General features: G+C 67.5%; 13 protein-coding genes. 8 read left to right on the top strand and 5 right to left on the bottom strand.

Annotation, left to right across the window (positions count from 1 at the left end; genetic code table 11):
• Nucleotides 1–178: 178 nt before the first annotated feature.
• Genes ACWD3H_RS32445 through ACWD3H_RS32435 form a run of 3 tightly spaced genes read left to right on the top strand, consistent with a single transcriptional unit; the run spans nucleotide 179 to nucleotide 4,165 of the window.
• On the top strand, nucleotides 179–958 hold the full coding sequence (locus tag ACWD3H_RS32445; RefSeq protein WP_451957701.1) for an alpha/beta hydrolase: 780 nt from the start codon (nucleotides 179–181) through the stop codon (nucleotides 956–958).
• 28 nt (nucleotides 959–986) lie between these two features.
• Nucleotides 987–3,032: a phosphate acetyltransferase gene (gene pta / locus ACWD3H_RS32440; protein WP_355553827.1), complete on the top strand. Its 2,046-nt coding sequence runs from the start codon at nucleotides 987–989 to the stop codon at nucleotides 3,030–3,032.
• Entirely contained in the window at nucleotides 3,029–4,165 is a 1,137-nt protein-coding gene (locus ACWD3H_RS32435; protein ID WP_451957700.1) for an acetate/propionate family kinase, read from the top strand. Before pta ends, ACWD3H_RS32435 begins: the two co-directional genes overlap by 4 nt.
• A gap of 177 nt (nucleotides 4,166–4,342) precedes the next feature.
• On the opposite strand, the gene ACWD3H_RS32430 is transcribed toward ACWD3H_RS32435, so the two are convergent.
• Entirely contained in the window at nucleotides 4,343–5,776 is a 1,434-nt protein-coding gene (locus ACWD3H_RS32430) for an aldehyde dehydrogenase (RefSeq protein ID WP_451957699.1), read from the bottom strand.
• Nucleotides 5,777–6,145: 369 nt separating this feature from the next.
• Here ACWD3H_RS32430 and ACWD3H_RS32425 point away from each other — a divergent pair, with 369 nt between their 5' ends.
• A complete protein-coding gene (locus ACWD3H_RS32425) occupies nucleotides 6,146–7,057 on the top strand; it encodes a coiled-coil domain-containing protein (RefSeq protein WP_451957698.1) in 912 nt (303 codons plus the stop codon).
• A gap of 149 nt (nucleotides 7,058–7,206) precedes the next feature.
• On the top strand, nucleotides 7,207–7,638 hold the full coding sequence (locus tag ACWD3H_RS32420; RefSeq protein ID WP_451957697.1) for a hypothetical protein: 432 nt from the start codon (nucleotides 7,207–7,209) through the stop codon (nucleotides 7,636–7,638).
• 76 nt (nucleotides 7,639–7,714) lie between these two features.
• On the opposite strand, the gene ACWD3H_RS32415 is transcribed toward ACWD3H_RS32420, so the two are convergent.
• Nucleotides 7,715–8,278 (bottom strand): tyrosine-type recombinase/integrase, encoded by a 564-nt coding sequence (locus tag ACWD3H_RS32415; RefSeq protein WP_451957696.1) that lies wholly within the window; start codon nucleotides 8,276–8,278, stop codon nucleotides 7,715–7,717.
• A 135-nt stretch (nucleotides 8,279–8,413) separates the two neighbouring features.
• Between ACWD3H_RS32415 and ACWD3H_RS32410 the strand changes: the two genes are divergently transcribed.
• The 3 genes from ACWD3H_RS32410 to ACWD3H_RS32400 all read left to right on the top strand — a co-directional run bounded on the left by ACWD3H_RS32410 (nucleotide 8,414) and on the right by ACWD3H_RS32400 (nucleotide 10,359).
• Nucleotides 8,414–8,653, top strand: a complete 240-nt coding sequence (locus ACWD3H_RS32410) for a hypothetical protein (protein ID WP_451957695.1) — start codon at nucleotides 8,414–8,416, stop codon at nucleotides 8,651–8,653.
• Nucleotides 8,613–9,164, top strand: coding sequence for a tetratricopeptide repeat protein (locus ACWD3H_RS32405; protein ID WP_451957742.1), 552 nt, complete (start codon nucleotides 8,613–8,615; stop codon nucleotides 9,162–9,164). Before ACWD3H_RS32410 ends, ACWD3H_RS32405 begins: the two co-directional genes overlap by 41 nt.
• Nucleotides 9,165–9,571: 407 nt before the next feature.
• A protein-coding gene (locus ACWD3H_RS32400; protein WP_451957741.1) for an IS5 family transposase occupies nucleotides 9,572–10,359 on the top strand; the annotation gives its coding sequence in 2 pieces (ribosomal slippage) (nucleotides 9,572–9,905 and nucleotides 9,905–10,359; 789 coding nt in all).
• 287 nt (nucleotides 10,360–10,646) lie between these two features.
• On the opposite strand, the gene ACWD3H_RS32395 is transcribed toward ACWD3H_RS32400, so the two are convergent.
• The 3 genes from ACWD3H_RS32395 to ACWD3H_RS32385 form a co-directional block, all read right to left on the bottom strand.
• A complete protein-coding gene (locus ACWD3H_RS32395) occupies nucleotides 10,647–11,009 on the bottom strand; it encodes a nuclear transport factor 2 family protein (protein WP_451957694.1) in 363 nt (120 codons plus the stop codon).
• Nucleotides 11,010–11,769: 760 nt separating this feature from the next.
• On the bottom strand, nucleotides 11,770–12,375 hold the full coding sequence (locus tag ACWD3H_RS32390) for a DUF1707 SHOCT-like domain-containing protein (RefSeq protein ID WP_451957693.1): 606 nt from the start codon (nucleotides 12,373–12,375) through the stop codon (nucleotides 11,770–11,772).
• Nucleotides 12,376–12,560: 185 nt separating this feature from the next.
• Nucleotides 12,561–13,031 (bottom strand): hypothetical protein, encoded by a 471-nt coding sequence (locus ACWD3H_RS32385; protein WP_451957692.1) that lies wholly within the window; start codon nucleotides 13,029–13,031, stop codon nucleotides 12,561–12,563.
• Nucleotides 13,032–13,448: the final 417 nt, after the last annotated feature.

Genomic DNA, 13,448 nt, shown 5'->3' with positions numbered 1-13,448 from the left:
ATGGAGTCTCACTCTGTGATCGTGGAGGCGGCCGCGGAACCTGCGGCTCCCCCATTTTAGTTGATCCGGACAATCGCTCTCACGCCTCTGACAGATGAAGTGCGGCAATTCACGCTCCGAGCCGCCTGCTCGCGCCGGATGAGGTCGGTCGGGACGGGCGATCCCTAAGCTCGGATCCATGCCCTACGCACCGTCGTTCCCCGTGATGCTCATGACCCGGGACAATCTGCGGATCGATGCCGCGCACACCCCGCCGCGCGGGGCGGCCGACCTCGGGATCGTGCTGGCCCACGGCTTCACCGGATCGCACAGGGAACGCGCCACCCGCCGCATCGCCCACGTGCTCAGCGGGTTCGGCGGGGTGGTGGCGTTCGACTTCCGGGGGCACGGCCGCTCGGGGGGACTGTCGACGGTGGGCGACCTGGAGATCCTCGACCTGGACGCGGCGGTGCGGCACGCGCGGGCGGTCGGCTACCGCAAGGTGGTGACCGTCGGGTTCTCCCTGGGCGGGGCGGTGGCCCTGCGGCACGCGGGGGTGCTCGGCGGGGTGGACGCGGTGGTGTCGGTGAGCGCGCCGGCGCGGTGGTACTACCGGGGGACCCGGCCGATGCGCCAGGTGCACTGGGCGATCGAGAGGCCGGTCGGGCGACTGTTCACCCGGCTGGGCAAGAACACCCGGATCATGAAGGGCGTGTGGGATCCGTTGCCGCTGGCGCCGTACGCGGCGGCCGCGAAGATCTCACCGGCGCCGCTGCTCGTCGTGCACGGGGACGCGGACCCGTTCTTCCCCCTCGACCACGCGTACCAGATCTACGGGTACGCGAGCGAGCCGAAGGAGCTGTGGGTCGAGCCCGGGTACGGCCACGCGGAGTCGGCGGCCACCCCGGAACTGGTCCGCCGCATCGGTGGGTGGGCCGTCGCCCGTTTCGGTCCGCCGGAGGGTGTTTACTCCTTTTGAGGATCGGTTACAGCGGGGGATGGGGCGCATGCGGAGCATCTATGTGGCGGGTCTCGGGCGGGGAGACGGCAGGCAGATCGTCGAGCTCGGCCTGATGGAGCTGCTCACCCGGAGGGCCGGCCGCACGGGGGTGTTCCGGCCGATCACCGGGGACGGCGAGGACCGCATCCTGGAGCTGCTCAGGAGCAGGTACCGCCCCGCCGCCGCGGTGACGGGGGTGAGTGCCGAGGAGGCCGCGGAGATCTACGCGGAGCGGGGAGTCGAGGAGCTCGTCGGCCGGTTGGTCGCCCGCTTCCACACGCTGGAGCGGGAGTGTGACGCGCTGCTGGTGCTCGGCAGCTACTTCGACACCGACGACCTGCCGCGCGAGCTGGGTTTCAACGCCCGCCTGGCCGCCGAGTTCGGCGCCCCGGTGATCGTGGTGGTGGGCGCGCACGGCGACGCCGCCGAGGAGATCGCGGCCGAGATGCGCACCGGCTACCAGGTCTTCTCCGACCTGGGCTGCACCGTGCTCGCGGTGATCGCCAACCGGGTGCCCGAGGGCACGGTCGTCGACTGTGAGCTCCCGGTCCCCTGCTACGCCATCCCCGAGCGGCCGTCGCTGTCGGCGCCGACCGTCGGGCAGGTCATGCGGGCGGTGGAGGCGGAGCTGATCCAGGGCGACGAGGACAGCCTGCTCCGCGACGTGTTCGGGTTCGTGTTCGGCGGTGCGACGCTCCCGGTGTTCCTGGAGCACCTGGCCGACGGCGCGTTGGTGATCGCACCGGGCGACCGCGCGGACCTGCTGCTGGTCTCGCTGGCCGCCGAGGCGGCCGGTGCGGTGAGACCGGCCGGGGTCGTGCTCACCGTGGGGGAGCGGCCCACGGCGGCCGTACGGGCGCTCACAGCCCGCCTGGCGCCCAGCATGCCGGTGCTCGCGGCCGACGGGGGCAGTTTCGAGGTGGCGACCATCCTGGCGGGCCTGGAGGGGCGGCTCACCGCGGACAACCCCCGCAAGATCGAGACGGCGCTGGGCCACTTCGACGCCCACGTGGACGCCGCCGCCCTGGCCGACCGGATCGAGCTGACCCGCTCGAAGCGGGTCACCCCGATGATGTTCGAGCACACCCTGCTGGAGCGGGCGCGGGCCGACCGGCGGCACATCGTGCTGCCCGAGGGCGAGGAGGACCGCATCCTGCGGGCGGCGGACATCCTGCTGCGGCGCGGCATCGTCGACATCACCCTGCTGGGCAGGGAGGACGTGGTACGGCGGCGGATCGCCGACCTCGGCCTCGACCCGTCGGGCGTGACCGTCGTCGATCCGCTGACCTCGCCGCTGCGCGAGTCGTTCGCCCAGGAGTACGCCGGGTTGCGGGCGCACAAGGGCGTCACCTTCGAGCGGGCCATGGACGTGGTCGCCGACGTCAACTTCTTCGGCACGATGATGCTGTACCGGGGCCTCGTGCACGGCATGGTCTCCGGGGCCGCGCACACCACGGCCGCGACGATCCTGCCCGCCTTCCAGATCATCAGGACGGTCCCCGGCACCTCGATCGTCTCCTCGGTGTTCTTCATGTGCCTGGCCGACCGGGTGCTCGTCTACGGCGACTGCGCGATCAACCCCGACCCGGACGCCGAGCAACTCGCCGACATCGCGATCTCCTCGGCCCGTACGGCGGAGCGCTTCGGCGTCGAGCCGAGGGTCGCGATGCTGTCCTACTCCACCGGCGAGTCGGGCAGCGGCGCCGACGTCGACAAGGTCCGCGCCGCCACCGCCCTGGTCGCCGAGCGCGCGCCGGACCTGCTGGTCGAGGGGCCCATCCAGTACGACGCGGCGGTGGACGCCCGCGTCGCCGCGGCCAAGCTGCCCGGGTCGCGGGTCGCGGGCCGGGCGACCGTGCTGATCTTCCCGGACCTGAACACCGGCAACAACACCTACAAGGCGGTGCAGCGCTCGGCCGGGGCCGTCGCGGTCGGGCCGGTTCTGCAGGGACTGCGCCGGCCGGTCAACGACCTGTCACGCGGCGCCCTGGTCGACGACATCGTGAGCACCGTCGCCATCACCGCCATCCAGGCACAGGAGGTCAAGCTGTGAGCCGGGTGCTGGTCCTCAACTCCGGGTCGTCCTCGGTGAAGTACCGGCTGCTGAGCGGTGCCGAGCACCTGGCCTCGGGAGTGGTGGAGCGGATCGGCGAGCTCGGCTCCCCGGTGCCCGACCACCGGGCGGCCCTGAAGGTGGTCGCCGACCTGCTCGCCGCCGAAGGGCTGGGGCTCGACTCTCCCGAGCTCGTCGCGATCGGGCACCGGGTGGTGCACGGCGGCACGACCTTCGCCGAGCCCACACTGATCACCGACGAGGTGGTCAGGAAGATCGAGGAGCTCATCCCGCTCGCCCCCCTGCACAACCCCGCCAACCTGATGGGCATCGAGGTGGCGCGGCGGCTCCGCCCCGATCTGCCGCAGGTGGCCGTCTTCGACACCGCCTTCCACGCGACGATCCCCCCGGCCGCCTCGACGTACGCGATCGACCGGGGGGTGGCCGAGCGGCTGGGCGTGCGGCGCTACGGCTTCCACGGCACCTCACACGCGTACGTCTCCCGCCAGGCCGCGCTCCTCGCGGACCGGCCGGAGGCCAACGTGATCGTCCTGCATCTCGGCAACGGGGCCAGCGCCTCGGCGGTGTCCGCGGGGCGGTGCGTGGACACGTCCATGGGCATGACCCCGCTGGAGGGCCTCGTCATGGGCACCCGCAGCGGCGACCTGGACCCGGCGGTCGTCCTCTATCTGGCGCGTGCCGGAGGCATGTCCCTCGACGAGATCGACGTGCTGCTCAACCGCCGCAGCGGGATGCTCGGCCTCTGCGGTGACAACGACATGCGCGCGGTGGCGGAGCGGGTGAGCGAGGGCGACCCGGACGCCGAGCTGGCCGTGTCGGTCTACTGCCACCGGCTCCGCAAGTACGTCGGCGCCTACTACGCGGTCCTCGGCACCGTCGACGTCATCGCCTTCACCGGAGGGGTGGGGGAGAACTCCGCGCTGGTCAGGGAGCGGTCGCTGGCCGGTCTCGGGGCGCTCGGCATCACCGTGGACCCGGCGCGCAACGTGCGGGGCGGCACGATCATCTCCCCTGACGGGGACGGTGTGCGGGTCGCGGTGATCCCCACGGACGAGGAGTTCGAGATCGCCAGGCAAACTCTGCTGGTGGTTTCGCGAACCAACGGGAGATAAGGCACGTCTACCCATGGTGGACGTGCGAAATCCGCCGTGACTGGTCCGGGGACACGGACCGTCGTTCGACGGGCCGTGGGACGGTCAGGCGGTTGCCCAGCGTCGCGGGGGCGTGCTGGGCCGTACGTCCGGCGGGGGTGCCCGTACGGCTTACGGGCACCCCTCGAAGGCTCCGGATCAGCCCAGGCGGGCGATCGACTTGTACTCCAGGAAGGACGACAGTCCCTCGGGGCCCAGCTCGCGACCGAGGCCGCTGCTCTTGAAACCGCCGAAGGGCGAGCTGGTCTCGACCATGTAGAGGTTGACGCCGTAGGTGCCGGCGCGCACCTGGCGGGCGACGTCCATGCCGTGCTCGGTGTCGGCGGTCCACACCGTCCCGGCCAGGCCGTAGTCGCTGTCGTTGGCGATCCGGATCGCGTCGGCCTCGTCCTCGTACGGGATCACCGCCAGGACCGGGCCGAAGATCTCCTCACGGGCGATGCGCATCTCGTTGGTCGCTCCGGCGAAGACGGTCGGGGCCACGTACCAGCCGCGGTCGTGGGGGCGGTCGAGGCCGCCGACGACGGCCTTGGCCCCCTCGTCGATGCCGATCTTGATGTAGCCCTCCACCCGCTCCTGCTGCCGCTTGGCGACCAGCGGGCCGATACCGGTCGCCGGGTCGGACGGGTCGCCGACCGGCATGCCCCGCACCATCGCCGAGACCGCGTCCACGACCTCGTCGTAGCGGTTGCGCGAGGCCAGGATGCGGGTCTGGGCGATGCAGGCCTGGCCGTTGTTCATCAGCGAGGCGATCGACAGGAAGCCCATCGCGGAGGGCAGGTCGCAGTCGTCCAGGATGATCGCCGCGGACTTGCCGCCCAGTTCGAGCGTGCAGCGCTTGAGCTGCTCGCCGCAGATCGCCGCGATGCGGCGCCCGGCGGCGGTGGAGCCGGTGAAGGCGACCTTGTCCACGCCCGGGTGGGAGACCAGGTGCTCGCCCGCCTCGCGTCCGGCGGCGACGATGTTGACGACGCCGTCGGGGATGCCGGCCTCCTTGACCATCTCGGCCAGCGGGTAGGCGTCGAGCGGGGTCTCCGGCGCGGGCTTGACCACGATCGTGCAGCCCGCGAGGAGGGCGGGGGCCAGCTTGATCATGATGACGAACTGCGGGACGTTCCACGGGACCACGGCGGCCACCACGCCGACCGGCTCGCGGCGTACGGTCACGGAGCCGAACGTGCCCGGGCGCTCCTCCTCGACGGGGAAGGTCTTGCCGAGCTCGGCGTAGTACTGGAGCATGCCGAGCGGCTGCGGGGCCTGGGCCATCTGGGAGAAGGTGATCGGGGAGCCCATCTCCAGCGTGATGATCTCGGCCATCTCGTCCTGGCGGGCCGCGTAGAGCTCGGCGAGCCTGGACAGGACGGCGGCGCGCTCGGGCATCGTCATCCGGGGCCACGGGCCGTGGTCGAACGCCCGGCGGGCGGCGGCCACCGCCCGGTCCATGTCGGCGGCGGTGCCGTCGGGGACCCGGCCGACGACCTCCTCGGTGTGCGGGGAGATGACGTCGATGGTGCCGGTCCCGGAGGGGGCCACCCAGTCGCCCCCGATGAAGAGCGTGTCGTGCTGGCGCATGATGTGTTGCCTCCTGGTGGGCGGGCCAGAGTCACAATTTGAGCGAATGCTTGCTTGGATAGTGTCATCCGCAGGGAAGGGCGCCACAAGCCCCACCGCTGCTTGAGACCGAATCATGTTCTGTCGCTGATGGCAAGGGTGACAGAAGTCTCCGCCGGAGTCTCTGTCGAATGGGCGAGGTGGGGCGCCCTGTGCGAGGATTCATCAGGGTTAAACCAGTGACACGTCAGGAAATGTTTACTCAAATCACCCTAAATGGGCAGATGGTTCGTCAATGGTGCGCGAGTTCCTCCGTTCCGGTGGCGAGCTTCAAGATCGTCTTCTATAGTTTCGCTCCGTCCATGAGGGGGCGCCGGAGGTGAGCGAAGCGTGAGACCGACTCGCTCAGCGATCCTGGCCGCCCTGCTCGCGGTGCTGCTCCTGTCACCGGCCGTGGCGGGGGCGGCCCCGCTCCGCACGGTCAGGCCGAACCCGGAGGCCGAGCTCAAGAGGCTGACCCAGGAGGCGGCCGAGATCAACAAGAACTACCGCGGCCAGGTGCAGAGCCTGGAGGAGACCCGGGTCCAGGCCAGCAAGGCCACCGTCAACGCCAGAGGCCTCAAACGCGCCCTGGTGGCCGCCGAAGCCGACATCGTGCGCTTCGCCCAGACCGCCTACATGGGCGGCGCTCTGGACGACGGCAGCCTGCTGAGCTTCCAGGGCGACCCCAGCATGGCCCTCAGCCAGGCCGCCACCATGTCCTACCTGGCCAGCCGCCGCGCCACCCAGCTCAACCGGGTCAAGAGCCTCATCAAGAAGGCCAAGACCGCGGAGAAGACCGCCGACGCGAAGATCGTCGCGCTCAAGAAGGACATCGCCGACCTCAAGCGGCAGCGGGTCAGGATCGAGGGACTGCTGGCCAAGTACGGCTTCCAGACCCCCTCGGGCAACGGCGGCCTGACCCCCCGCACGGTCACCATGCGCAACGTCGTGCTGCAGACCTTCCCCATGCCCTACGGCTACGGCTGCCTGCGTCCCGGCGACCCGGGCGACCACGGCACCGGCCGGGCCTGCGACTTCATGATGAGCACCGGTGGCCGCGTCCCCACCCCCGATGCCCTGGAGCGCGGCAACCGCCTCGCCCAGTGGGCCATCGACAACGGCAACAAGTACGGGGTCATGTACATCATCTGGCAGCAGAAGTACTACGACGTCCGCACCGGCGCCGGCTGGAAGATGATGTCCAACCGAGGCGGCAACACCGCCAACCACATCGACCACGTGCACATCTCGATGTTCTGAGCCGCCAGGCGCCTGACCTGCGGTGATCTCGTCATGTGGGGCCCTCAGGGCACATCCAGGGCACTTCACGCTTGATGATCTTCAGCTGGCACGCGATAGAAGGTAGGGGCGGGCGCGTGCCCGGAGAACCTCGCCCGAGGAGGATCGCGGTGCCCCTGATCTCTCGCAGCGACTGCGAGCTGAACGCCTACGACCGCACGTTCTTCGTGGTCGATGTGACGTTCGCCTACGATCCCGGTGACTTCCCGGGTGGCGGCTGGTTCGGAGCGATCACGAACTGCTGCCGCGTCTCCGCGGACGACGACCGCGTGGGCATCCGGCTTGAGGCGTGGGACGACGTACCCGAGGAGCAGCGCGAGCCTTGGGCGGACGTCGCCTCAGGCGTGTTCCGGTCGGAGACCGGGGAGATCTGCGCGGTGGAGCTCTACACGGACGTGCAGGACGGGTTCCTGATCCTCGGGGAGCCGGACCGGGACTGGCACGTGCGGGCTCACACTCGCACCGACGACGAGGCGGATCCGAGGGAGGAGTTCCTCTTCCAGTTCTGGCCGGCTCCCGTCATCGAAAAGCCTTCCTTCTAGGACTTCGGCGTCGCGTTGCCCGAGGGCGCCCATATGTCTTCGATGACCTGTCTCATGCGCTCCTCGCTGGAGGGCATCAGGTGCGTGTAGGTCCGCAGGGTGAAACCGGGGTCCGCGTGCCCCAGGAAGTCGTGATGGATACGCCTCGCTCCAGGAGCACCGAGGCGAAGTGGTGGCGGAGCATGTGGAAGCCGTTCTCGCGGGTCGCCGGGATGCCCGCCTTGATCAAGGTCGGCTTCCAGACGAAGCGGTTGAACTCGGTCCGGTTGATCAGGCTGTGCAGCCTGGTCGTGAAGATCAGCGCCGCCGAGTGCGGCGGCCCTTCCGGTGCCCGCCAGGGCAAGATGATCTCGACCGGCGGGAAGGTCAGTTGGTGATCGGAGAGACGCAGGGCAAGGCTCTCCGGCAGGGGAACGTCACGGACCTTCCCGCCTTTCGGGAGGGCGAAGAGCGTCTGACGACCGTTCAGTATCTTGACCTGCCGCCGGATGTGAACGACTCCGGCCGCCAGGTCGATGTCATCGACGGCCAGGCCGAACGCCTCACCTTGACGGAGCCCGAGTGTCGCAGCCGCCTGGGTCGTCAACGCTCCGGCCCTATTTTCGAGCGGGATACGGCCGAATTGCTGTACAGCCGCCATGATTGGTAACGGTTGAGTTGTGTCCAATGATCAATCGTTCATAGCTGAGCTGTGGTTCATCATGAAGACATGAGCTCTAGGTGGCGAGTGCTGTTATGGGGCGGCGGAGCGGCGGTGGCGCTTACGTGCACGGTGGTGGGCGTGCTGCTGTTCCGGGCCGGGTTAGATGACGCCGACAAGTGGGCGAGCATTATTGGGATGAGCGTCACGGTGATCAGCTTTCCGGTGTCGGTGTACGGAATCGTCCTGGCTCGACGTGCCACGGTTTCCAATGCGCCGCAGCCGTCGGACATGGTGCAGGTGATCGCTTCCGGATCCCGATCTATCGCGGCGCATACCCTATCCGGCTCGGCCTCCACCGGGGGTAACCCTTGAAGAGCTCCACCCGCAGCAGCAGACCAGCAAGTACCAACTACTCAGCACGCACGTTGAAAGCCTGACCCGCCACTACTCGGTCACGTCTGCAACCGGTGAACACGACTGGGTCTTTCCCGAGGCTGCCTCTTTCGAATACAAGCAGGGTAATTATGGCCGCGCCGAGTCGCTAGGCCGGCATGCTGTGGCCCTCATGTCGGCCAGCTGGGGTAAGGAGCACCCCGATACGTTGACCACCCGCAATAATTTGGCATTGGTGTTGCAGGAGTTGGGGCGGTTAAAGGAGGCCGAGGCTGAGCATCGAGCCGTGCTAGAGATTCAGCGACGGGTACTGGGTGAGGAGCACCCCGATACCCTAACCAGTCGAAACAATTTAAAAGACATCGTTCGTGAGCGAACTAAACGACAGAGAATTGAGACGCGTAGTCGTTTGGGGGACCTCGATCGCAATGCACCCTGTTCATGTGGTTCAGGGAAGAAGCGCAAGCGCTGTCATGGCAGGGGGCAGTAATGCCGGATTGGCATAAAGTAACAACTGGTCGTGGGGGGCTCGGCGTCGACACTATGGTCGTTAAGCGTGACATTCTTCACAAGAAGCTTGCACGCTTTTGTCTATTTCTCTGCCATGCCCTACGGCTTTACATCGAAAGTCGGGGATTAAAGAATTGTAGATCAGAAATTCGTTCATCACTCAAGTGGCATGGTAACAGGCTCAAAGCTTGCGACGGGTGTGGAGTATATGCGGGATGATCTTGTGAAGAGTGTGGCCTGTTCGAGATATTTGTGCAGCTCATATCGCATAAGTCCGCCATGCGGCTGCCGCTCCCCTAAGAACTCCTAACAGAATGGGGTTGGCCGCGTCCGGGGACATGATCGGTCGTTGGACCGGGTGTGAGGAAGGGCGAGCAGCCACCGTGGATCGTGCCCGATGGGCTCTGGCAACGGATTGAGCCGTTGCTTCCGACGATCGAAAGCCGCTACCGCAACCCTGGGCGCAAGCGGATCGACGACCGCAAAGCACTGTGCGGGATCTTGTTCGTGCTCTACACCGCGATCCCGTGGGAGTTCCTGCCCCAGGAGCTGGGGTTCGGCTCGGGCATGACGTGCCGGCGGCGACTGCGTGACCGGCACCAGGCCGGCGTCCGGAACCGGCTTCACGAGCTGCTGCCGGCCGAGCTGCACGCCGCTGACCGGCTGGATTGGTCCAAGGCGGTGGTCGGCAGCTCCCATGTACGGGCGCTCAAGGGCGGCCCGAAACCGGCCCGAGCCCGGTCGATCGAGGCAGGACCGGCTCGAAGCACCATGTGATCACCGACGGGAACGGCATCCCGCCGGCGGTCAGCCTCGGCGGCGGCAACCGCAACGACATCTTGCAGCTCATGCCTCTCTTGGAGGCGATTCCGCCGGTCCGCGGCAAGGTCGGCAAACCTCGCCGACGACCCAGAACGCTGTACGCCGACCGCGCCTACGATCACGACCGCTATCGCCGTCAGCTGCGGGACAAGAGAATCGAGCCGATCATTGCCCGCCGGAGCACTCCGCACGGCTCCGGCCTGGGCGTGCACCGGTGGGTGGTGGAGCAGACGATCGCCCTGCTGCACTGGTTTCGCCGATTACGCATCCGCTGGGAAATCCGCGACGACATCCACGAGGCTTTCATGACCCTCGCCTCCGCCATCATCTGCTGGCGACGCCTCAACCACTGATCGCATTCTGTTAGGAGTTCTTAGGCGTCGCCGAACTCTGCGAGCGCCCGGGCGCCGAGGACCGGTCCCAGCCCAGGCTGCGATAAGACAATCTTCCCGGCCGGATGTCGGTCGAAATTTCCTCCACCTGCCCGTGCAGGGCCTTGATCTGTTCGCCCGGCACGGTCTCAGGACCGCCACCGCCGAGCCGACGGTGGCAGCGTAGGCAGCGGTCACGGCCGCATGCTGCCCCAGGTGCGCAGTGCGTAATGTGCGGCGTGGACCCCGCGGTGGCATACCGCGGAGCTCTAGATCATGTAGACGGGGGCGAGGTCGACGAATATGCGGTAGTCCGTGATCAGGCCGTCGTCGCGGGTGCGCCAGATCGATACGGCTACGACGCTGGCGTCCTTGCCGTCGAGCCGCCGGTAGGTCACCTCGGTCTCGGCGATGATGTCGGCATCCACCTGCCAGTTCCTGACGATCCGGTGCCGCAGGCCGCCGATGGTGGAGAAGAAGGCCTGCAGCCCGGCGGCGATGGTCTCACGTCCCGTCATCGGCTCGGCGTTGCCGAACACCAACGTGGCGTCCTCGGTCAGCAACCGCACGAACTCGTCGGGGTCGAACGAGTCGACTATCTGGAAAACGCGTCGCACCACATCGTCGGTCATGTCGATCCTTCCTCACGCAGTCGGGATCACTGGTGGGGACGATACGGGGCGAAGGGCGACGCGCAACTATCGCGAAAGTGGGTATCTCGTCGCCGTAAGGCTCGCCGGAGATCTTCGAACCTGGGGTGCGGCGTCGTGGTCGGGCCCGGCGCGGTGGCCGTTCGGAATCACTCAGATCGAGGAGGGCAGGGCACATCCAGGGCACATGGGCACGAGAAGCAGCACGAGATGCTGAGAGCCAGTGAAGGCCAAAAGTCCGGCTCAGAACGCCTTCTAGGGGATCACCGCAGGTCAGCCACCAAGACGGATCAGATCTTGATGTTCTGAAGTGGAAGAGGGACCCGGATCGTTGATTCAGGCCCCTTCGCCGTGCCGGGGTCGTTTCCCTGCCAGGTGGCCGACGCGGGTCAGGCGTAGCGGAAGATGATCAAAAAGGTGCCTACGGCCATCAAGAAGATGGCCGTCGCACCGATGATCAGGCTTCGGAGCCGGTAGTGCCGGTGACCGGCGCATGAAACGCAGCCTCCGGGAGTTCTACGTGATCATCGTCATGTCGCGTCGTCGTGCTGTCCTGGACGCCCATGCCGGTGACCGGGGCATGATGGGCGCCGCCGGAGAACCCTGTGTGATCTCCACGACAGCTTCGAGTTCGCGACCACGAGGTCTCCCGCTTCGGACTACGAACACCGGTGCCGGACGATTGCGGTGCTCCAGGACGTGGTTACGTCCTGACGCCTTCGAAGTGCCCCAGGCGCGTCGCTCAGCGCTCGCGCCGGCGCCGGGCCTTACCGCTCACTCCGCCGAACAGCGCCAGGCCCCTCACCACGACCACCGGCGCCGACGGGTCGACGTCCGGGCTGCTGTGCACGTCGAAGCCGCCGAAGATGCCGATGCCGTGGCAGCGCACCTCCGTCCCCTCGGGCACGATGATCTCGGCCCCACCGAAGATCGCGTTGATCGTGATCTCGACCTCTTTTGCCTCGAACTCGGCCCCGGTCAGGTCAAACCGCAAGCCGCCGAAGAGGGCCAGCGCTTTGGTTCGCCGCCGCACCCGCCAGCGGCCCTTGCGCTCGGCACCGCCGAAGATGGCGACGATGTTCTCGGGCTTGGAGCTCGCATCCGGCAGGTAGGACACCGGGTTCGCGGCCGGACGGTGCCGGTCGACCTGTAGGTCGCGGGTGAGGACCTCGAGCTCCCCCACGGTCTTGGCCTGGTAGAGCCTGTCCAGGCGCTCGGAGTACTCTTCGTGGCTCAGCTGACCGGTGCTCAGGGCTTCACCGAGCATGGTGCTGACCTGCTCCCTGTTGCTGTCCGAGGCGCGCAGGTGCGACATCTGGGAGTCCCTACGCTGAGGGGGATTTTCCATGCTGGCCACGATAGTTCTCATTCATCCTGACGGGGAGCTTGCCAAGGGGTGCTCGGTCACGTCCGGCTCGCCCGCGGCCTCGACGATCCGCTCGGCGGCCTTCAGCCTTACGCGATCACACGGCACCGACCCGTATCTACCTCCTGACCAGGGAACGAGCCGTGTGACATGCATGCCGCCCTTCCCTACGGATTGTTAGAAGGTGCCTGGCTGGTGTTCTGCTTGTCCCGGCTCCAGATTTCGGTGCATCGAGGGAGGTCCTCGATGCCTCCGCCTTCAGGGATCATGCCCCAGAGGAAGGGGATCAGGTACTGAGGCGGTTCGCCCAGGAGCACGGCCAGTTCGTCCTCGGTGACGGTGAGGGTGAATGCCGAGCCCGGTTGTTCGGGGTTCCATCCCTGTTCGATGGCTCGCCGGATGCATCCGGCGACGAGGGCGGGGCGGACTGCGATCGTTCGTTCTCCGAGCCAGTTGTCCGGCCGAGCGCAGGGAAGCGACACCACGAGAAAACGCCCCGGCTCCGCGGTCCGCTCAACGGTGACGGCGAGGGGACTCCAATTGTTGCCCTGGTGGTAGGTGGGCTTGTGCCGGATCCGCCAGCGGAAGGCGGTGCCGTCGACGCTGATGAGCCGTGAGCCCTTCCTGGGCATCGTCACGGGCGCCTCCAAGCCTCTGTTCTGTTCCGTCGCTGTTCTGTGGGAGTACCAAAAGCAGTGAGAAGTGACGCGAGACGCCCGCAAGCGTAACCGCTGCTCATCCCATGATCGAATTGTTTTCCCAGGTGCCCTGATCACGCATCGGAGATCACCCAGATCTACGAGCGCAGGGCAACTCAGGGCACATCTGATCGATTGGATGCCGCCGAAGGGCCGGCAGCGTGGCGGCAAGCCGGGGAGCGGGCTCGGTCTGGCAGAGAGGGCGGGTGCGGCGAGCGGGTCGGGGAGACGGGCTGGCCGTAAGGCCGGCACCGCGCCCCGACCCGACTCAACCGGCAGGTTCCACCGGACCGAGCCGGATGCCCTTACTCCGGCGGACGGCCGGAAATCGTCAGGACCGCCAATTGAGGGATCGGG

It is taken from the genome of Streptosporangium sp. NPDC002607, from assembly GCF_053592655.1.
Note: the sequence above shows the minus strand (reverse complement) of the source record. Positions and strands in the feature narration are given on the sequence as shown.

Coding starts and splice junctions, on each gene's coding strand:
- ACWD3H_RS32445 (WP_451957701.1), top strand. CDS start 179: ATGCCCTACGCACCGTCGTTCCCCGTGATGCTCATGACCCGGGACAAT.
- pta (WP_355553827.1), top strand. CDS start 987: ATGCGGAGCATCTATGTGGCGGGTCTCGGGCGGGGAGACGGCAGGCAG.
- ACWD3H_RS32430 (WP_451957699.1), bottom strand. CDS start 5,776: ATGCGCCAGCACGACACGCTCTTCATCGGGGGCGACTGGGTGGCCCCC.
- ACWD3H_RS32415 (WP_451957696.1), bottom strand. CDS start 8,278: ATGGCGGCTGTACAGCAATTCGGCCGTATCCCGCTCGAAAATAGGGCC.
- ACWD3H_RS32395 (WP_451957694.1), bottom strand. CDS start 11,009: ATGACCGACGATGTGGTGCGACGCGTTTTCCAGATAGTCGACTCGTTC.
- ACWD3H_RS32390 (WP_451957693.1), bottom strand. CDS start 12,375: ATGGAAAATCCCCCTCAGCGTAGGGACTCCCAGATGTCGCACCTGCGC.